The organism is Sediminibacterium soli (genome assembly GCF_009939225.1).
GTDB lineage: Bacteria > Bacteroidota > Bacteroidia > Chitinophagales > Chitinophagaceae > Sediminibacterium > Sediminibacterium soli.
Genome location: NZ_JAACJR010000009.1, coordinates 88,301 through 109,389, shown reverse-complemented (window position 1 = coordinate 109,389; position 21,089 = coordinate 88,301). Strand labels below are relative to the sequence as shown.

13 protein-coding genes and 2 tRNA genes are annotated in these 21,089 nt (G+C 49.1%); 11 read left to right on the top strand and 4 right to left on the bottom strand.

Annotated elements, in window-relative coordinates:
- Nucleotides 1–195 precede the first annotated feature (195 nt).
- Together ruvA and sov are read left to right on the top strand one after the other, a co-directional pair.
- Nucleotides 196–777 carry a Holliday junction branch migration protein RuvA gene (ruvA, locus tag GWC94_RS15145; RefSeq protein ID WP_161835940.1) on the top strand — a complete coding sequence of 194 codons (582 nt, stop codon included), beginning with the start codon at nt 196–198 and terminating at the stop codon, nt 775–777.
- Between the two features lie 70 nt (nt 778–847).
- Nucleotides 848–8,104 (top strand): T9SS outer membrane translocon Sov/SprA, encoded by a 7,257-nt coding sequence (gene sov / locus GWC94_RS15140; RefSeq protein ID WP_161835938.1) that lies wholly within the window; start codon nt 848–850, stop codon nt 8,102–8,104.
- 82 nt (nt 8,105–8,186) lie between these two features.
- On the opposite strand, the gene GWC94_RS15135 is transcribed toward sov, so the two are convergent.
- Nucleotides 8,187–9,518 carry an ABC transporter permease gene (locus GWC94_RS15135; protein WP_161835936.1) on the bottom strand — a complete coding sequence of 444 codons (1,332 nt, stop codon included), beginning with the start codon at nt 9,516–9,518 and terminating at the stop codon, nt 8,187–8,189.
- 24 nt (nt 9,519–9,542) lie between these two features.
- Entirely contained in the window at nt 9,543–10,475 is a 933-nt protein-coding gene (locus GWC94_RS15130) for an ABC transporter ATP-binding protein (RefSeq protein WP_161835934.1), read from the bottom strand.
- A gap of 240 nt (nt 10,476–10,715) precedes the next feature.
- On the opposite strand from GWC94_RS15130, the gene GWC94_RS15125 reads away from it, so the two are divergent.
- Genes GWC94_RS15125 through GWC94_RS15110 form a run of 4 tightly spaced genes read left to right on the top strand, consistent with a single transcriptional unit; the run spans nt 10,716 to nt 12,992 of the window.
- Nucleotides 10,716–11,498, top strand: a complete 783-nt coding sequence (locus GWC94_RS15125; protein ID WP_161835932.1) for a sensor histidine kinase — start codon at nt 10,716–10,718, stop codon at nt 11,496–11,498.
- Nucleotides 11,499–11,550: 52 nt separating this feature from the next.
- Nucleotides 11,551–12,177: a hypothetical protein gene (locus tag GWC94_RS15120; RefSeq protein ID WP_161835930.1), complete on the top strand. Its 627-nt coding sequence runs from the start codon at nt 11,551–11,553 to the stop codon at nt 12,175–12,177.
- Between the two features lies 1 nt (nt 12,178).
- Nucleotides 12,179–12,355 (top strand): ATP-binding protein, encoded by a 177-nt coding sequence (locus GWC94_RS15115; protein ID WP_161835928.1) that lies wholly within the window; start codon nt 12,179–12,181, stop codon nt 12,353–12,355.
- 1 nt (nt 12,356) lies between these two features.
- Nucleotides 12,357–12,992, top strand: coding sequence for a response regulator transcription factor (locus GWC94_RS15110; RefSeq protein ID WP_161835926.1), 636 nt, complete (start codon nt 12,357–12,359; stop codon nt 12,990–12,992).
- Between the two features lie 207 nt (nt 12,993–13,199).
- Here GWC94_RS15110 and GWC94_RS15105 read toward each other — a convergent pair whose 3' ends face one another.
- Together GWC94_RS15105 and GWC94_RS15100 are read right to left on the bottom strand one after the other, a co-directional pair.
- Nucleotides 13,200–14,804, bottom strand: a complete 1,605-nt coding sequence (locus tag GWC94_RS15105; RefSeq protein ID WP_161835924.1) for an NAD(P)/FAD-dependent oxidoreductase — start codon at nt 14,802–14,804, stop codon at nt 13,200–13,202.
- 60 nt (nt 14,805–14,864) lie between these two features.
- The gene (locus GWC94_RS15100) at nt 14,865–15,230 is read right to left on the bottom strand and encodes a DUF3127 domain-containing protein (protein WP_161835922.1); all 366 of its coding nucleotides are present in this window, start codon (nt 15,228–15,230) and stop codon (nt 14,865–14,867) included.
- Nucleotides 15,231–15,792: 562 nt separating this feature from the next.
- Here GWC94_RS15100 and dnaA point away from each other — a divergent pair.
- The 5 genes from dnaA (at nt 15,793) to GWC94_RS15075 (ending at nt 20,560) form a co-directional block, all read left to right on the top strand.
- Nucleotides 15,793–17,226 carry a chromosomal replication initiator protein DnaA gene (dnaA, locus tag GWC94_RS15095; protein WP_161835920.1) on the top strand — a complete coding sequence of 478 codons (1,434 nt, stop codon included), beginning with the start codon at nt 15,793–15,795 and terminating at the stop codon, nt 17,224–17,226.
- 160 nt (nt 17,227–17,386) lie between these two features.
- Nucleotides 17,387–17,475 (top strand) — tRNA-Ser (locus tag GWC94_RS15090).
- A 54-nt stretch (nt 17,476–17,529) separates the two neighbouring features.
- A tRNA-Pro gene (locus GWC94_RS15085) sits at nt 17,530–17,603 on the top strand.
- A gap of 262 nt (nt 17,604–17,865) precedes the next feature.
- The gene (locus tag GWC94_RS15080) at nt 17,866–18,270 is read left to right on the top strand and encodes a hypothetical protein (protein ID WP_161835918.1); all 405 of its coding nucleotides are present in this window, start codon (nt 17,866–17,868) and stop codon (nt 18,268–18,270) included.
- A 139-nt stretch (nt 18,271–18,409) separates the two neighbouring features.
- On the top strand, nt 18,410–20,560 hold the full coding sequence (locus GWC94_RS15075) for a TonB-dependent receptor (RefSeq protein WP_161835916.1): 2,151 nt from the start codon (nt 18,410–18,412) through the stop codon (nt 20,558–20,560).
- Nucleotides 20,561–21,089: the final 529 nt, after the last annotated feature.

Sequence of the window (21,089 nt, the reverse complement as noted above, 5' to 3'; positions counted from 1 at the left end):
GGAGACCGGTTATCCTGAAATGGTTTTCAGGTGAGCCGATTTTGTCTTCCGCCGGCAAAAACTGTGGTCTGTCAACCGTTTCCAGGCTGCTTTAAGATAAATTTAATGAGTTGATTGTCAATTTATTGTGAATAATCAACCGCAAATAGTCCAAACCCGATTCCGAACCATCTTTTTTGCCATATTTTTGGCAGGATGATCGCCTTTGTACGGGGACAGTTTGCTGTAAAAACACCGGCACGCATCGTGGTGGATGTAAATGGAGTTGGATACGACCTGCAGGTAAGCCTGCACACTTATTCGGCTATCAGTAACAAAGACAGCGGCTTGTTGTTTACTTACCTGCACATCACGGAAAACGCACACACTTTATTCGGTTTTGCAGAACTGGCGGAAAAAGAAATGTTTCTCCAGCTGATCAGCGTGTCCGGCATCGGTGCAGCAACCGCCAGGATGATGCTGTCAGGTATGCGTCCCGATGAAATTGCCAGGGCCATTGTGCAGGGCAACACCCGTCAGCTGGAAGGGATCAAAGGAATAGGCAAAAAATCAGCCGAAAGACTGATCGTGGAACTGAAAGACAAGCTGGGGAAACAGTCATTCGATGCGTCAACGGCGGCGCCGGCCATTCCTTCCATCGATAACGATGCCATCAACGCGCTGGTGGCGCTGGGTATCGGCAGATCGATGGCGGAAAATGCCGTCAAAAAAACAATGGCCGCTGCAGAGGGCGGTTCACTGGAAGACATCATCAAGCAATCACTCAAAAACCTGTAGTTCATAGGCAAGATTTACTCACCAAAGATTGACATTATCGACCCATTGTTACTTAACCAAGCTGTATTGTTTGAAGTCTCTTAGTTATGTAATCACTGCTGCCATCCTGATCCTTTCGGGGGTGCAGGCTATTGCCCAGCAAAAAGACACTACCCGCTTTCCCATCAGCGACAGGAGAGGCGATCCTATGTCCAACCAAAGCCGAAACCCCTTCGATATACGCGATACCGGATTGATCAGACGCGCAGTGGAATATGATCCCAAAACCCGGCAATACTATATCATCGAAAGGATCGGCGGTAAATACTACCGTGTTCCCACCTCCCTCGGTTTTGATGAATTCTGGCGGCTGCGCTCGCAGCAGGCAGAATCGGATTACTTCAAACGCCGTGCCGAAGCACTCACCAAGCTCAATTTAAAATCGCCCAGACCGCATACACGGGTATACGACCGTTTGTTCGACCGCATCTTCGGCACATCGGGCAACGGGCTGAAAGTGGATATCCGCCCCAGCGGCGAAGTGAACGTGATGGCGGGATACCAGGGACAGAATATCAAAAACCCCACCCTGCCCGAACGCGCGCGCAAGAATGGCGGTTTTGATTTCGATATGAACGCCAAGCTGAATGTGAACGCGAACATCGGCGACAAATTGAAATTCCCCATCAACTATAACACCATATCCAATCTCGGTTTCGATAACCAGCTGAAGCTGGATTATAAAGGAATGGACGACGAAATATTGAAAAGCCTGGAAGCAGGTAATATTTCTTTTCAGTCAAGGAGTACACTGATACCGAGTGCACAGAATCTCTTTGGTATCAAAACACAGCTGCAGTTCGGAAAACTGTTTGTAACCGCTGCACTTGCCAACCAGAAATCCACCCGCCAGTCCGTTAAACTGCAGGGCGGCGCGGGCATCCAGAATTTTTCAAAAAAACTGGACGACTACGAGGAGAACAGGCATTTTTTGCTTGGCCAGTACTTCCGTAACACCTTCAACAAAACCATGTCTAACCTGCCCGTGGTAAACTCGCAGGTACAGGTGCAGCGTGTGGAAGTATGGGTAACCAACCGTACCGGCGCCACTACGGATGCAAGGGATATCGTGGGTATGATGGACCTCGGCGAGGCGCAGCCCTATAATCCCAATGTGCGCTCTCAGACCAATAATCCCTTACCCGCAAACGGCGCCAACGATCTGTACCAGTCGCTGGCTTCCAATCCTTCTGCAAGAAATCCCTCAGTGATCAACAGCCTGCTGCTGTCAAAAGGTCTGCGGCCGGTGGAGGACTACGAAAAAACATTTGCGCGCAAACTGCTGCCAACGGATTATTATTTTAACCCGCAGGCAGGTTTTATTTCGGTGAACGTTCCGCTGCAGTCGGATGAAGTGCTTGCCGTGGCTTACCAGTATACCTATAACGGCAGGGTGTTTCAGGTAGGTGAGTTTTCGCAGGATGTGGCCCTCGATTCAACACAGGGCGTGCAGAAAGTGCTGTTCCTGAAATTGCTGAAAGCCACCTCTCAACGCGTAGACCTGCCGATATGGGGATGGATGATGAAGAACGTGTATTCACTGGACCTGTTCGGCGGTATACAGCGCGAGGATTTTAAACTGAATGTGCTGTACGAAGAACCCAGCGGCGGACTGAAAAGATACCTGCCGGAGAGTTCACAGTCTGTTGACGGCCGTCCGTTGCTGCGCATACTCAACCTCGACAGGCTCAATAACCGCAACGATCCGCAGCCCGACGGTGTGTTTGATTATGTAGAAGGATTTACCATATTACCCCAGATGGGCAGGGTGATATTTCCCGTGCTGGAGCCTTTTGGCCGCGATCTGGATACGCTTGCGTTTTCAGGCATGCCCGCGGCAACCAAACGCAAATATGTTTATTACCAGTTGTATGATTCGATCAAGGCGATTGCGCAGACCTATGCCAACGTGAACCGATTTGTGATGCAGGGCCAGGTAAAAGGAAGCGCCGGCGGATCGGAGATCATGCTCAATACCTTCAATATACCCCAGGGTTCGGTGATCGTTACGGCAGGCGGACAAATGCTGAAAGAAGGAGGCGATTACATTGTGGATTACAACCTGGGAAGTGTAAAGATCATCAACCAGGGTATCCTCAGTTCCAATATACCGGTAAACGTTTCGTTCGAGAACAATGCAGGATTTGGCATACAGCAGAGAGGATTTACAGGACTGCGGCTGGATTATCTCGCAAGCAAAAAAATGACCTGGGGTGCCACCTATGCCAAACTCAGTGAGCGTCCTTTCTTCACCAAGATGAGTTATGGTGAAGACCCGATCAAGAATACGATGTACGGGCTTGATTTCAGTTACAATTCCGAACTGCCGGGTCTTACGCGTATGCTGGATAAGCTTCCTTTCTATTCCACAAAGGCAAAATCGTTTATCAGCGCTTATGGCGAAGGTGCGGTATTGCAGCCGGGCCATCCCAAGCAGATCGGCTCGGGTGGTAACGGACTCATTTTTATCGATGATTTTGAGGGAGCGCGCAGCAATATCGATCTGCGGTTTCCGTTTGTTGCCTGGGCGCTGGCGTCAACGCCGCAGGGGGTTGCAAAATTTCCGGAGGCAACACTCACAGATTCGATCGATTACAATAAGAACCGCGCAAAGATCGCCTGGTACAATATTGAACCGAACCTGCAGGACAAAAACAGCCAGAACAACCCGCTGCGCAGAAATCTGGCCGAATTGAGCGATCCGCGTGTGCGGCAGGTGTTCACACAGGAACTTTTTCCGCAGCGCACCACCAATATCACAGACGTACAGGCCGCAACATTCGATATTGCTTTTTATCCCACGGAAAAAGGGCCTTACAATTTTGAAACCCGCAATACAGAGATCAACGGCAGCGGCCGTTTGTCAAGACCTTCCGCACGCTGGGGTGGTATGATGCGCTCGATAGACCAGACCGATCTGGAAACAAACAACATCGAGTACATCGAATTCTGGGCGCAGGATCCGTTTATCGGCAATCCCTCCAGCAGGGGCGGTACCCTGTATTTCAACCTGGGTAATATCAGCGAAGACATTCTCAAAGACGGCAAACGTTTTTATGAGAACGGTATGAACACGCCGAATATTCCTGCGGCGGTTGACAGCAGCAATACCTGGGGCAAAACACCGGTGAACCCTATTCAGATCACACAGGCATTCAGTAACGATCCGGCAGACAGACCCTACCAGGATGTGGGACTGGACGGACTGGATGATGCTGCCGAACGTCGTAAAAGATCTGCCGTGCTGCAGAGATTGCAGAATAATTTCGGTCAGGCTTCACAGGCCTACCAGCAGGCGGTGCAGGATCCATCCAGCGATAACTATCGCTGGTACCGCGATGGATCTTTCGATGCAGCGGGAACGGGTATACTCGGCCGTTACAAGAACATCAATAACCCGCAGGGCAATTCGCCCATCGCAAGCGGCAGCAGCCAGTTTACTGCGGCGGCAACCCTGTATCCCGATAACGAAGACCTGAACCGCGATAATACGCTTAACGAAACAGAAGCTTATTATGAGTACCAGGTGCAGCTGCGTCCGGGTATGGATGTGGGCAATACACCTTATATCACCGACAAACGGGTGGTAACGGTAAATTCTGCCGATGGCATCAGACGCTCGGAAAACTGGTACCTGTTCCGCATACCCATACGCGGTTATTCGAGAAAAGTGGGCAGTATTCCGGATTTTAAGTCCATACGTTTTGTGCGTATGTACATGACCGATTTCGAAGATTCCATCGTGCTGCGTCTGGCAAAGCTCGATCTTGTGCGTAACCAGTGGCGCCAGTTCACCTACAATATCGATACCACCGGTTCGTACACACCGATCAACAATGCTTCCGGCACCACCTTCAATACCCTGGCTGTAAACCTGGAGGAGAACAGCAGCCGCCAACCGGTGAATTACCTGATGCCTCCCGGCGTGGAGCGCGTGCAGCTGCTGAGCAATAACGGCGTGAACCTGCAGCAGAACGAGCAGGCGATGAGCCTTAAAGTAACCAGCCTGCTCAACGGCGATGCGCGCGGCGTATTCAAAACACTGAACCTCGATATCAGACAATACGGTAAACTGTCGATGTACCTGCATGCCGAATCGATCCCCGGACAGCGCCCGGTGCAGAACAACGAGCTGTACGCATTGGTAAGGATAGGGCAGGACTTCCTGAACAACTATTATGAAATCAAGATACCGCTTACGGTAACCGCGGCGGGTGTGTATACAAGAGGACAGGAAGAAAAAGTGTGGCCAACCGCCAATAACCTCGATTTCAACCTGCGCGATCTGATCGATCTGAAAATAAGAAGGAACAAACTCAGTTATTCCGTCACCAGCATTTACCGCGAGGCCATTGGCAACAAGACTTTCTCCGTAATGGGTAATCCCAACCTGGGAGAAGTGCGGGGTATATTGGTGGCTGTCGAAAACACCTATAAGATAGATAAGCCGCCGGTAACAGCGGAGGTTTGGGTAAATGAGCTCCGTTTGTCCGAACTCGATGAACGCGGCGGATGGGCTGCTTCGGGAAGGGTTGACCTTACGCTTGCCGACCTGGGTTCCATTTCTGTATCGGCCAATATGCACACACAGGGATTTGGTACCATAGAACAGCGCGTAAACGAACGCGCGCGGGAAAACCTGATGCAGTTTGATGCGGCGGCAACCATAGATGCCGGTAAATTGCTGCCCAAAGAAGCCAAACTGTCGATCCCGATGTTTGCCAGTATCAATAAAACGATATTGACGCCGGAGTACGACCCGTACGACAAAGACGTCAGGTACAAAGACAAACTCAACAGCAGTCCGAAAGAGAAACAGGATTCGATACGCAAGGCGGCGGTTGACCAGACAACGATCAAAACGATCAACTTCACCAATGTGCGTTTTGTAAACACAGGCAAGCCCGGTCTGCTGAACCCCGGCAACCTCGATTTCAGTTATGCCTATTCGGAACTGGAACAGTCGAGCCCGGTGATCCAGCAGAACAAAGTGACAAGACAGAGAGGCAGTGTGGGATATACCTACAACGGCCAGTCGACTTTTATTGAACCCTTCAAAAAACTGATCCGCAGCAGTACACCCTGGTTATCGCTGATCAGGGATTTCAATATCAATCCCAAGCCGTCTTTTATCAGTTTCAGGGCGGATATCAACCGGCAGTTCGGCGAGTTTATACCGCGTATCGTAAATACCTATGACAGCAAGGTAGAACGGGTGGATACCACGTACGATAAATATTTCACCTTCGATCGTTATTACAATCTTCGCTGGGGTCTTACCCGCTCGCTCAACCTCGACTTCAATGCCGTGAACAATGCCCGCGTTGACGAGCCGTACGGAAGGATAGATTCAAAGGCGAAAAAGGATACGGTGCGCAGAAATCTCTTTTCCGGCGGACGTAACACATTATACCAGCAGAAAGCAACCCTGATCTATGCCTTGCCGCTGGCCAAACTGCCGGTCACAGACTGGATACAGGCCAGTTATAGTTACGGCGCGGGTTATAACTGGATCGGCGCCAGCAGGCTGGCACTGAACCTGGGCAATACGATTGAAAACGTACAGGAGAACCATTTCAACGCACAGCTCAATTTTATGAGCCTGTACGGAAAATCGAAATGGCTGCGTTCGCTTGATAATGTGCTGGTGCGTTTGCCCCAGAATACAACCCCCGGTCAGGCAAAAACAAATTTGAATGCATTGGGTAATCCTATTCCAGAAAGATCGGAAGTGATCAAAGGACTAAGGGGCAGACAACGCAGGGAAGCGTTAACAAAATGGCGGCAGCAGAAAAGAGATGCGTATATCGCCATGCGTTTGCAGAATGCGGGCCAGCCGTCCGCTATGAGCGGTCTGGCAAGAGCCGGGGGAAGACTGCTCACCATGATCAAAGCGATTACGATCGATTATGCCGAAAATTACCGGAGCCGGGTTCCGGGTTTTATGGATAGCACACGGTATATAGGCCAGGACTGGAACAGCATGCAGCCCGGACTGGATTATGTATTCGGAAAACAGCCCGATGCCGCATGGCTCGAAAAGAAAGCCGCGCAGGGTGTGCTGAGCCGCGACAGCAGTTTCAATTTCCTTTTCCGCCAGAGCTATGAACAGCGGCTGAATGTAACCGCACAGCTGGAACCGTTCCGGGAATTCCGTATCGATCTCAACCTCGAGAAAACCTTCACCAAGGATTATTCCGAACTCTATAAGGATACAACGGGCAGAACTGGATTCAGTCACCTGAATCCGCTGGCAACCGGCGGGTTCAGCATATCCTATGTTTCGTTCAACACGCTTTTTGGAAAATACAATCCCAACGAGATATCCACCACTTTCAAAACATTCGAGAATAACCGGCAGATCATTTCGCGCAGGGTGGCGGAACAGAACCCTTACTGGCAGGCGTTGGCGCCCGGACAGAAATTCACCGCAGACGGCTTCGCAAGAGGGTATGGGCGGTATGCACAGGATGTATTGATCCCCGCTTTCCTTGCGGCCTATACGGGAAAGGATGCAAACAATGTACCGCTGCTGAACCAGTCGAACACCAAAATAGGTTCCAACCCCTTCAGCGGCACTTTGCCCAGACCCAACTGGAAGCTGACGTATACCGGACTGACACAGATACCGGATGTGGCGGCAAAATTCAGCAACATCACGCTGACGCACGGGTATAACGGAAACCTGAGCATGAACAGTTTTAACAGCGCTCTTTTTTACCAGGACCCGCTGCGGCTGAGCGCCCCGGGATTTATCGATACGGTGAGCGGTAACTATATTCCCTATTTCCTTGTGCCGAATATCGCCATGAAGGAAAGTTTTGAACCGCTGATCGGTATCGATATCACAACGATCAGCCAGTTCAATGTAAAATTCGAGTATCGGAAGAGCCGGCTGCTTACCCTGAGCCTGGTGGATTACCAGCTGAGCGAGAGTCGCAGCACCGAATGGACATTCGGGCTGAACTGGCGAAAGAAGGGATTTGTTTTGCCGTTCAGGTTGCCCGGAATGAAAGCCAATAAACTTGATAACGATCTGAACCTCCGGCTGGATCTGTCTATGCGCGATGTATCGAACAGCAACAGCCGGCTGGACCAGAGCAATGCCTATGGCACCGGCGGTCAGAAAGAAATATCGATCCTGCCTTCGATCGACTATGTGCTCAACAGCCGCATCAATATAAAACTGTTCTTCGATCAGAGAAGGGTGATACCTTATATCTCAACCTCGGCGCCGATCACCACCACAAGGGCGGGTATCAACATACGGGTGTCTTTGGCGCAGTAGTGAAAGCGGTTTATAAAATAACGGGAGATACGATGGTGCATTCCATCCTGTATCTCCCGTTATTTTGTAAACCGTATTTCGGTCAGCTTTTTCTGAAACCCCATTTCAGCATTTCTTTCCAGGTAACTTTTTTTCCGTAGAGCAGTATGCCTGTGCGGTAGATTTTTCCGGCCAGCCAGGTGGTAAAAAGAAAGGATCCTGCCAGCGTGAGTACACTTGCCGCCAGCTGCCAGTAAGGTACCGTTCCGGGTACGCCAAAGGCAATCCGCGCCATCATAACAATGGGAGAGCTGAACGGAATGATGCTCGACCATACTGCCAGCGGGCTGTCGGGCGCCTGTATCACGCTGGTCATAATGATAAAGGAGAAGATAATGGGTATGGTGATCGGAACGGTAAGGCTTTGCGATCCCTGCACGTCTTCGGTAACACTGCCCACTGCTGCAAATAGCGAAGCATAGAACAGGTAACCGCCGATGAAGAAGTAAATAAAGCATCCTATGATCAGCGGCCAGTTGGCTGTGCCGATGGTATGCTGGAAGGTATACATTTTGATTGCCGCCTCGCTGGCCTGAACAGCGCCGCCGGCAGGCATTGCGCCGCCATTCTGCTGCAGTGTACGCACCTGCTCCATGGTTTCGGCAGAAATAAAAGACTGTGCAGCCGTGGTAAGACCGATGATCAGTACGATCCAGATAAAGAACTGCGTAATGCCCACTGCGCCTATGCCGATGATCTTGCCCAGCATCAGCTGAAAAGGTTTTACGCTGCTGATGATCACTTCGGCAATGCGGTTTGTCTTTTCTTCCATTACGCCCCTCAGTACCATCATGCCGTATACCAGCATGGTAATATAGATAAGGATACCACAGCCGTATGCGATGGCTATGGCAAGACCCGCATTGCTCTCTTTTACGCCGCTGGAGCCCAGTTCTTCGGTTTTCATTTCAGCAAACTGCGACTGGCTGTGTATGGAGTCCAGTTGCGCGCGGGTGATACCGTTTTCCTGCAGTTTCTGGTCTTCGATGGCCGCGTTGATCTTTCGTTCAATAACCTCCTGCACAGAAAAGCCCAGGTTCTTTTGAGAACGGATCAGATATTGGGTTTTCTTGTCGCCCTCGAATTTCGGAATGATCAGGATATCGGTAAATCCTTTTGCAACAAAATTGCTGGTATCCACGCCTTCGGGAAATTCAAAGTGTACATCGGTTGAATTTTTCAGGTTTCCTTTAAAGAAGCCGTTGGCGTCTACCACCGCCACTTTGTGTTTGCTTTTTCCCTGGTTGGTGAGCAGGATGGATACGGCAAATATGCCCACGAATAACAGGGGTGTGAAAATAGTGGTCAGGATAAAGGTCTTGTTTTTGACCCTCGAAAAATATTCTCGTTGTATGATCAGCGATATCTTATTCATAAACAGTGGTTGAGTGGGTGAAGGTTAAACAGCCTGGAAGGCGCGGGTTTTGGCATGGGTGTCTTCCACCAGTCCGATGAAAATATCGTTCAGGCTCGGAAGTATTTCGTGAAAGCTCTCGATGGTATGCTGCTGGTTGATGAAATACTGCAGTACATCGTTGCTGCGGTATCCGTCTTTGATCTTAACCACCAGCGCATTTGCTTTCTGGTCGATCACTTCAAAAGAAGCGTCTTCGGCAGAGGCGGGAACTTCGTGTAAGCTGATGCTGAATTTATTTTCCTTGAACTGCTGTTTAACCTGGTGAACCGATCCGTCGAGGATCTTTTTGCCCATGTTCACGAGTACGATATGATCGCAGATCTCCTCCACCTGTTCCATGCGGTGTGTGCTGAAGATAACCGTACAGCCGCGCTGTGCCAGACCGTATATCTCGTCCTTGATAAGATTGGCGTTGAGCGGGTCCAGCCCGCTGAAGGGTTCGTCGAGTATGATAAGTTTGGGTTCGTGCAAAACTGTTGTTACGAACTGGAGTTTCTGGCTCATGCCTTTGCTGAGGTCTTCCACTTTTTTGTTCCACCAGGTTTCCATTTCGAGCCGTTTGAACCAGAAACGGATTTTTTCCATGGCGTTTTCCTTGGTCAGTCCTTTGAGCTGTGCCAGGTACAGGGCCTGCTCGCCGATCTTCATTTTCTTGTAGAGGCCGCGTTCTTCCGGCATATAACCGATCTTGGCGATATCATTCAGCGGATCAAATATTTTGCCATCAAGCCGGATATGCCCGCTGTCGGGGTAAAAAATACCGGTGATCATGCGCAGCAGGGTGGTCTTACCGGCGCCGTTCGGTCCCAGGAGGCCGAATATGCTGCCTTTTTCTATGGAGAAGCTGATATCGTCCACCGCTTTCTGGGTGGCATAGTATTTCTTCAGGTTCTGCAGTTCAAGGATGGTAGGCATAGGGATAGGTTATGGTCAAATGTAAGCTGTTTCGGGAATGTTTGGTTTTGGGGGTTAGTAGCCGGAAAAGAGGAAATATTACAGTCGCCCTGTATAAATACCAGAAAATAGTCTAAGCGGCTGGCCGGGAAAACAAGGGGTACGTAGAAATACTACAAGGGGAGGGTGAAAAAACGGTTGGTGTGAATAAGCTAAATGAATATTTTGCTCGGCGTAACAAAAAAGTAAAATAGGACAGAAATGGATAAAACGTCAGTGATATTGCTCATTCTTTCCTGCACCTCATTCGTGCTTATTTTCGTTTTTTTCACTTTTTTGGTGGTATCTAATAATATCAAACGAAAGCGGAAATTTCTAATAGAAAAGCAGAATCGTGAGTCAGAGTTTAAACAGGAATTGCTTCATACTCAACTCGAAATGCAGGAACATACATTTCAAAACATCAGTCAGGAAATCCATGACAATGTGGGCCAGATACTTAGTCTGGTTAAATTGCATCTTAATATCCTCACTGCAAGCCAATCGGTTTCTCCGCAATTAATGGAGATTAAGGAGCAGGTGAACAACGCGATCACAGAACTACGTAATTTAAGCAATGGGTACTATGGCGAGAAACTTGCGGATATGGGCCTGCAAACAGCTATTCGAAACCAGCTTACGCATCTAGAGAAAACAGGCTTATATACTATAAATTTTTATTCTGAAATTGATCACGTTGTAATTGATAGGAGTAAGACGATTTTCTTGTATCGAATGATGCAAGAAATCTTTAATAATGTCGTAAAACATGCCGCGGCAGATCATATTACTGTGAAGCTGCTGGCTAAGGAAGATAAGATACATATCCTTGTAAAGGATAACGGCAAAGGCTTCGCGATAGAGGATAAACACTTTGTTCCTGGTATAGGCCTCAGTAGCATGCGTAATAGAGCGGCTATGATACAAGCGATCCTTATCATTGAAAGTGAAGAAAATAATGGTACCACTGTAAATTTAGTTTGTTCTCCACGACAAGGTATTTAACGGGAATTTGGTCACTGAAATTTTTTGAGATGATAATATTGAATATAAAAAAATGTATTTACATAATATTTTAGAGTTTATCGCACTTTCTATAGCCATTTATTGCTATTGGAAGAAGGCCGACTTTTTTTTGGGGTCTTGGGTGATATTTTTGGCGTTTATTTTTTTTGCAGAGCTGGTTGCAAAATATTTAGATGAATCGAATATGCAGAACTATATCGTTTACTGCATTATTGGAATTGTAGAGTCTTTTTTTTACGCTTCTATTTTCCTTAAGTTTTGCAATAACAAGTTGTTTAAAAAACTGGTTTTTATAGCGTCACCTATTGGAATTGTCGGCTACTTAGCGGCGATTTTTATACAGTCTCACGATGCCTATTTTTTGGCGTTTCAAATATCTGGATTTATAATTACGGGGATTTGTTTGAGTTATTTGTATTTCTATTTCGTAAGTAATGACAATGTTAATGTAGTAAACGGCCTTTATTTCGCTTTTTCAATCAGTTTCTTTTTTTCTGGACTTAGTATCGCTTACGCAATTTTTTTTATTGCTGACCCGATTTATGTTGGCGATACTCTACTGTACAATATCATCGCCAGATATTTATCCATAGTGCTTTATGGAGGTATCTCCTATGAGTTGATTAGATATAGTCATAAAATTGTTAAAAGTGCTTAATATGTACTCTTGTAAATCTGATAACGGCAAAGGCTTCGCCGTCCAAAGCCGTCATTTTACACCGGGTATCGGTCTGAGCAGCATGCGGCAGCGGGCGGCCATGATAGAGGCAAGCCTGGTTATTGAAAGTGAAGAAAACAAGGGCACTGCCGTACATTTGATCTGCAAGCCAGACTAACATGATTAAAATCGCTATCGTAGATGACCATGTGATACTCCGGAAAAGCCTGGCCGTACTGATCCATATGTTCGATGACCAGCGGGTGATCATGGATGCGAGTAACGGACAGGAGTTTATTGAACAGCTGGTTAACGCCGAAGAGCTGCCCGATATCGTTCTGATGGATATCACCATGCCGGTTATGGACGGAGTGGCCACCGCCCAATGGCTGAAAGAACATTATCCCGAAATAAAAGTGGTGGTGCTCAGTATGATCAACACCGATCATATGGTTATCCGCATGCTCAAGAACGGGGCAAAGGGATATGTGCTGAAAGACAGCGAAGCCCCAGAACTCCGCACCGCCATCAAAAGCGTTTACCAGCAGGGATTTCATTTCAACAACCTGATCACCCACCAGCTTCGCAGAAAAGAACTGAACAACGACCTGCCCGAAACCACACTTTCTTCCCGGGAGATCGCTTTTATACGCTGGGCCTGCACCGAAAGAACCTATCGCGAGATCGCCAGGGAAATGGGTATGAGCCCGCGCACCATCGACGGCTACCGCGATGCCGTTTTTACCAAACTCAATGTAAGATCACGCATCGGCATTGCCCTGTATGCCATCCGCAACGGCATAGTAGTGCTTTAACCACAAAAAAACGGGGTTTTTCCCGTATGCCGGAAAATACGGGGTCGATACTTTTACCCTGTTAAAGAGACAGCGCTACCGTGCTGGATAAGGATAGCAGCCATGACCGGGGGGAAATGCTGCTGCTGTTCCTTCTCTTTACAACAGTTTTTCCGTTTTTTTTCTGCTAGCAGAAAGGAAGAATTGTACTTGGGGGGAAGGAGAGGATTACCTCTCCTTTTTTTGTATGATCAGGTTTGCCACCCGCTCCCCATCCATCGCCGCGCTCACAATTCCGCCGGCATAACCAGCGCCTTCGCCGCAGGGATACAGGTTGCTCACCTGCGGGTGACAGAGCAGCTCGGGGTTCCTGGGTATGCGCACCGGCGAAGAAGTACGGCTTTCCGTGGCAACCACCACCGCTTCATTGGTTAGGTAACCGTGCATTTTTTTATCAAAAGCCACAAAGCCCTTTTGCAGGCTCCGGGCAACAAATGCCGGCAGCACGGTCTTCAGGTCGGCAGACACAATACCGGGCAGGTAACTGCAGCCGGGTAGCTGCGAAGAAACTTTTTGTTCTGTAAAATCAACCATTCTGGCGGCAGGCGCCTGTAAACCGCCACCCCCTGCTGCAAAGGCCGCTCTCTCGATCGCCTGCTGAAAATGCAGCAGTGTCAGCGGATGCCTGCCTTCCGCATACATCACCGCCTGCTTTTTATCGGTGTGTTTGGAGAGATAACCGATGGCATCAGCCAGGCTAACCTGCACCACCATGCCGCTGTTGGCATAGGGGTTGTTGCGTTTGCTGGGACTCCAGCCATTCACCACGATTTCGCCGGGAGCGGTAGAGGCGGGTGCAATGATGCCGCCGGGGCACATGCAAAAACTGAACACGCCTTTTTCCTGTACCTGCTCCACCAGGCTGTAAGAAGCCGGGGGCAGGTACTGGTCCCGCACCGCCTGGTGGTACTGGATCGCATCGATCAGCGACTGCGGATGCTCGATGCGTACGCCCAGCGCAAAGGGTTTTGGCTCAACCAGCAGGTCTTTCCTGTGAAACAGCTCGAATATATCCCGCGCCGAATGGCCGGTTGCCAGTATCAGTTCATCGGCGTGCAGTGTATCGCCGTCGGCGGTGTGTACCGACTGAACCATTCCATTGTGTATAACAATATCCGTCAGCTTTTTTTCGAAGAGTGCCTGTCCGCCCGCACCGATGATCTGCTCACGCATGGCCGTGATGATATGCGGCAGTTTATTGGTGCCGATATGCGGATGCGCTTCGTACAGGATGCGCTCATCTGCGCCAAACTGGTGCAGGATCGTAAGTATGCGGTGAATATCGCCGCGTTTGCTGCTGCGGGTATACAGCTTGCCATCGCTGTAGGTGCCGGCGCCGCCCTCGCCAAAACAGTAATTGCTTTCCGGGTTGACGATACCCTGTTTGTTCATGGCCGCCAGGTCGCGTCGTCTGGCTTTTACATCCTTTCCCCGCTCGATAACAATGGGTCTGATACCCGCTTCGATCAGCCTGAGTGCAGCAAACAGTCCCGCCGGGCCCGCGCCAACCACCAGCACCGAATGCGGCGCCTGCGATACATCCCTGAACTGAACGGGTAGTGTCTGTCTGGGTTGAAAAGGCTCCCGGATAAAAGCTTTTACGGTAAGGTTGATCCATACCTGCCGGCCCCTGGCATCGATCGACTGCCTGATGCGGTGAAAGCCGGTAAGCTCATTTTCATCCGCGCCCAGGGTTTGCGACAGGTATTGCCGGATGCCGGTGTCATCCGCAGCTTCGGCAGGTTTGAGTTTTAGGGAAAGCTCTTTTTGCATGGAGTTAGGTATTTATCCTAAGAATGCGCTGACTATATAGTGTATATCGCTGCCTGCGATCTAAAAAGGCAGGTCATCCACCACATCTGCAGGCGGCGGCATATCATTGTACGCAGGAGAATCGCTGCCGCCGAGCTTAACGGATTCCATACGCCAGGCATCCAGGTTGGTGATATAATTCTCCCTGCCATCCTTTGTCCATTTCGTTCCCTTGATGTTGAACTGCACACGCACTTCATCGCCAATATGGTAACGATCGGGCATAGCGGTTTTATCCTGCACACATTGAAACTTTACATAATTGGTAATTACTCTGCCGCCAATATCTTCGGTTTTTTCGATAACGAACTCCCTTGTTTTAAACGTCTCGGTTCGCTGAACAATGTCAAAAACCGCCACCAGTTTGCCTGTTATTTCGTACGACATATCGCTTGTTTTTTGCTTGGGCTCAAAGTAATGCCAAATTCCGTATGCTGGCTAAAAAAAATACAGGGAGCTTATTGAAATAGTATTATCTTTCGCATCAAAGCCCTTACAAAGATGGTATCGCCGGTTTCCGCTGTTACTGCTGATTGTACCAGCACCATTCCGGTGCACGTACAGAAACACCGAACGGGTTGAGACCACCCGAATACCCTTCCACCATCGCCCCAATCTTTTTACCGGTTTTGTTTTTTTCCGAGGAGAAACCCGTTGTTATCCTTGTTCAGAGCCATGGTTTCTGACAGGAATGAAATGCGTGTTTTTCAATGATTTTTTAAGGTTTACGGGAAAAACCCCGTAATTATTTTACCTGTCACCGGACGTAAAAAAACAAGGTAATAAAAAATTTTTTTTTCAACATAAAGTATACATATTCGCACCCCCAATTTATTTTTTTCAACATTTCCACAAATGGAGAAAATAAAATAACTTGAAGGTTTGAAGCAAAGAACAGGGAGCAGACAGGTACGAATACATCAACTCATTATAATATCACTAACCTACGATGACCAAAAGCGCTGAAACTGTCTGGAACAATTGTTTGAAGATCATCAAAGACATTGTAGAGTGGCAGCATTTTAAAACCTGGTTTGAGCCCATCACCCCGGTTGAACTGAAAGGCAATGTTTTACTGATACAGGTTCCCAGCCAGTTTTTTTATGAATACCTCGAAGAGCATTATGTAACACTGCTTGCCAAAACGCTGAAGCGTGAACTGGGCAAGGAGGCAAGACTGGAATACCGTATTATGGTTGACAGCGGCAGCACCAATGGCCGCAACGGGTCTATGGATGTGCCCGCCAGCAGCATGAAGACCTATAATAACAATGAGATGAATTTTCCCCTGGTGATCGACAACCCGGTGAAGAATCCTTTTGTTATCCCGGGGTTGAAAAAAATGCAGATCGATCCCCAGTTGAACCATATGTATGTGTTCGACTCATTTATAGAAGGCGATTGCAACCGCGTGGCCAGGCGTGCCGGCAAAACCGTGGCGGAGAAGCCCGGCGCCAACTCGTTTAACCCCCTGGTGATCTATGGCGGTGTGGGACTGGGCAAAACCCACCTGGCGCAGGCCATCGGTAACGATGTAAAAAGACTGCATCCCGGTAAAGTGGTATTGTATGTAAGCAGTGAAAAATTCATCAACCAGTTCCAGGATCACAGCCGGAACAACGCGATCAACGATTTTATTCATTTTTACCAGCTGATCGATGTGCTGATCATCGACGACGTGCAGTTCTTCAGCCGGGCCGAAAAAAGCCAGGACGCATTTTTTGCGATCTTTAACCACCTTCACCAGAGCGGAAAGCAGCTGGTGCTGACTTCAGACAAGCCGCCCAAGGACCTCGATGGTATGCAGGAGCGTTTGCTGAGCCGTTTTCGCTGGGGACTGAGTGCAGACCTGCAGATACCCGATTACGAAACACGTATCGAGATCCTGGAGAAGAAAATGAAGAACGACGGTCTGGATATGCCCAGGGAAGTGGTGAAATATGTGGCGTATAACATCAATACCAATGTACGCGAGCTGGAAGGTGCATTGATCTCGCTGCTGGCGCAGTCTTCGCTGAACAAAAAAGAGATCGATGTGGAGCTGGCCAAGAAAGTGCTTCGCAATTTCGTTAAAACCAGCAGCAAGGAGATCACCATCGATGCCATACAGAAAATGGTTTGCGAGTATTTTGATGTGTCTTACGATAAGCTGTTGCAGAAGACAAGAAAACGAGAGATTGTACAGGCAAGACAGATCACGATGTACCTGGCCAAGGCGTTTACCAAGAATTCGCTCAAAACCATCGGGGAGCATTTTGGCGGCAGGGATCATACCACGGTGATCCATTCCTGCCAGACGGTAAAAGACCTGATGGACACCGATTCCATCTTCCGCGAGAATGTGATGGAGCTAACACAGAAAGTGCAGCTGGCCGCCATGTAAATCGGCCATGGCTGAACATATAACAGGAACCCGCCCCCGAAACAGGGCGGGTTCTTTGTTTTTTGCCGGGTAAAATAATTTCCAGGCAGACGATGCAAACATTTTTGGCAGATACCCTGCTGCAACCTATTTTTGCAGCCCTCTCTGAAAAGAGCGGAACGGTGAGGTGGATGAGTGGCTGAAATCAGTAGTTTGCTAAACTGCCGTACGGGTTAAACTGTACCGCGGGTTCGAATCCCGCCCTCACCGCTCCCAGATACCGGGAATATGCATCCGCCGCAGCTTCAGCGAAGGCGGATGGAACGGGAAGTAGCGCAGGCCGGTAGCGCACCTGGTTTGGGACCAGGGGGTCGCAGGTTCGAATCCTGTCTTCCCGACTTGCTCACCTTAGCCTTAGCGACGGTGGGCTTTTTTATTTCGATATATCAATCATTCCATCACAAGCTGAAATCCTTATTTAGTGTGTGTTTCAGTCAAATTATCCTTTTCCCAGCGCGATTTTGACTATTCACAAAAGAAAAAATGACAGTGGCAGTCCTTTTTACTGCGTAACGCAGCAGACAAAAACAAAAAATACCAGGCGTATGATGTGCACATCTGTGGTGTTTGCCTGACCCGCTATTATACTATCTTTCCGCTGTGAAAAAAATCTCCCTGGCACTCACACTTTTGCTGTTTGCATTATCCACACTGGTGATGCCTTACGCAAATTTTGATGATACCGGTTCGCTGAGCGCCGTGTACAATCATTGCCTGAGCCAGGACTCGGATATGGATTTCTTTGAGTTTATCGGGGAGAAATTGCTCGCGGGCGGGTTTGATCCAGGCGAGGCAAACGAAAAGCCGGGTCATCATCCCAACCAGCCTGTAAAAGACGCCACCGGTATCGTACAGATACAGGGCGGCGTATGGTGCCAGCCCGAATCGCCGCAAATGGTTATCGGGTACCCGGTGCCGTCCGTACCCAACAACCCGGTTCATAACATTACCCGGTATCCGGCAGATTTTTGTCCCGGTATATTCCATCCCCCCGCAGTTTCATGATGCATCGCTGATCCCCATGGCCCCGGCATCTGCGTTCCGGCAGGTAATTTGCCTGAAAGAACTGGGGGCTTTCTCTCTCTATTTCTAACCTGCATGATTTTCAGCGTCCTGAAGATCTGCTGTATCAATCCGCTACAACATGAAAAAAATAGGTATCATCATTGTTTACTGTATTACCTGCAAATTCGGCCTGGCACAAACCCTGTCGGGCACGGTCACCGGTCACGGCAAACCACTGCAGGGCGTTACCATCTCCGTGCGCTCCGCTCACAAAACCCTGCTTACCGATTCGGCCGGATTTTTTTCGCTTCCTGTATCCGGGAAAACGGTTCTCCGTTTTTCTTTTACCGGCTACACCGAAAAAGATACCGCTGTCGACATAACAGGTCCTGCCACTCTTTCCATCAACCTGGAGCCGGTGGAAGAAGAGTTGGAAGACGTGGTGATCGTTTCGTCTTCGCGCACCAATTCGCGTATAGAAGACCTGCCTACCAGGGTGGAAGTGCTGGGTATGGAAGAGGTGCATGAAGAAAACGGGATCAAACCGGGTAATATTGCCAGTTTGCTGGGCGATATTGCCGGTATACAGATACAGCAAACCAGTGCAGCCACCGGTAACGCCGATATGCGTATACAGGGACTTCCCGGTAAATACACACAACTGCTGCGCGACGGCATGCCGTTGTTTGGCGGTTACTCCGGCAGCTTCAGCATTCTGCAGATACCACCGCTCGATCTGCAGCAGATAGAACTCGTGAAAGGCGCAAGCTCTACCTTATACGGCGGCGGTGCAATTGCCGGCATGGTAAACCTGATCTCCAAAAAACCAAAGACAGGGAACCCGGAAAAAAGTTTTACACTCAACCACTCCAGTCTGCGCGAGAGCAATGCGAACCTCTTTTTCTCCGGCCGCAACGAGCGGGCCGGGTATACCCTGTTTGCCGGGGGCACGCTGCAGGATCCGGTTGATGTGAACAAAGACGGATTTTCCGATGTGCCATCCGTGAAGAATGTGTTTGTTCATCCCCGCATCTTCCTTTATGGCGGTCGTTCTTCCACGGTTGTACTGGGCTATACACTTGGCTTCGAAGACAGGAACGGCGGCGATATGCTGGCGATCGACAGGAAAGCGAACGACCAGCATCCGTTTTTTATCCGAAACAGAAGCTGGCGTAATACCGCTGATATTACCTGGGAAAAAAGCCTGGCCGGTTCCGCGCAGCTGACCGTAAAAGGAAGCGGCAGTTTTTTTAACCGCGACATCAGTACCCATGTATTTGGTATGAAGGGCCGGCAGTTTACCTGGTACACCGAAGCAGCCTATTCCCGGAAAACCGAACGCCATAGCTGGGTGGCCGGTGTTAATTTCAACGGAGACCGTTTTACCAAACAATTTCCCGACAGCAGTCTGCTGCCCGACGAAAGGAATAATGTAGTCGGTTTTTTTATACAGGACGACTGGAAACTGCACGATAAACTCACTGTCCAGGGCGGTTTGCGCACCGATGTACACAACCGGTACGGCAGTTTTGTATTGCCCCGTCTGTCGGTAATGTACCGGATCAGCGGTGCGCTTACGGCGCGGGTGGGAGGGGGATGGGGGTACAAAACACCCACTTTATTCAACAGCGAGATCGATGAAAGGGATTACCGCTTTCTTGCAGGTTATCTGCCGGGTACCCAGGCCGAACGCGCTTTTGGCGTAAACAGCGATCTGAATTACCATACCAGGCTAAGCAACTGGAAGCTCACGGTTAACCAGGCGTTTTTTTACAATACCGTCAGCCATCCCCTGTTGCTTACGCAGCCTGCACCGCCTGCGCTGCAGTATGTTAACATGAACGGCAGTCTGCAGACAACCGGTTCCGAGACCTATGTGCAGGCAGCCTACGATGAGCTGGAGCTGTACCTGGGTTATGTATACACACATGCCCGCCGCAACTATCAGCCCGCTAATCCAAACCTGCCCCTGATTGCGCGGCATAAATTTGCAACGGTTATTGCGTATGCGTTCAGCAGCCGTTTGCGCGCAGGGATAGAATCTTCGTATACAGGCAGACAGTACCTCGATGACGGCAGTACCACCCAACCCTATCTTTTTACAGCGGCCATGGTCCGGTACGCCGTTGGCAAAATGGCTTTTGTACTCAACTGCGAGAATATTTTTGATTACCGGCAGAACAAACATCACCAGGTTGTATTTCCGCCGTACACCAACCCATCTTTCCCCGAAATATGGGCGCCGCTGGACGGAAGGGTAGCGAATCTGTCGATGTATGTAAAATTTTGAGAGGGGAGGATTGGCGAAATAGGGGACGGAGGATTCGTTGATTAAGAGGCATACAGACGGGGCCGTATGTTTCGACACTCTACATCTCGGTGTCAAAAAAAACTTTAATATCTAAATCCATAATCCGCTAATCCGCAATCCGCGAATTCTAATCACCAGGTCGATGGCATCTTTACTTCTATGATAACTGCAAAAGCAAATGTTTCCGGCAGCAGCATCTTTGATGCCTTTCCGTAAAACCGTGTGGTCGTCAGCGATCAATATTTTCATGCAGACGGAAATGAAAATTACCGCTAAAAACAAAAACAATAAATCAGGTATTTTTTTTGGTGCCCGATCCTGAGCCCGGATGGTCGCCCCCGTTTTTGCAGTAAAATTCTCCCGGTGCGGACCGCATAAACAAAAGGAAAAAACAGTTTCCCGGCTGAAAATCGGTGATTTGGCAGTTGTTTAATTTATCAGTATCTTCCTTTAGGAAAGGTTAAACAACTGAGCATCTCCCCCGTTTGATTCCTGAACACTGCTGGTT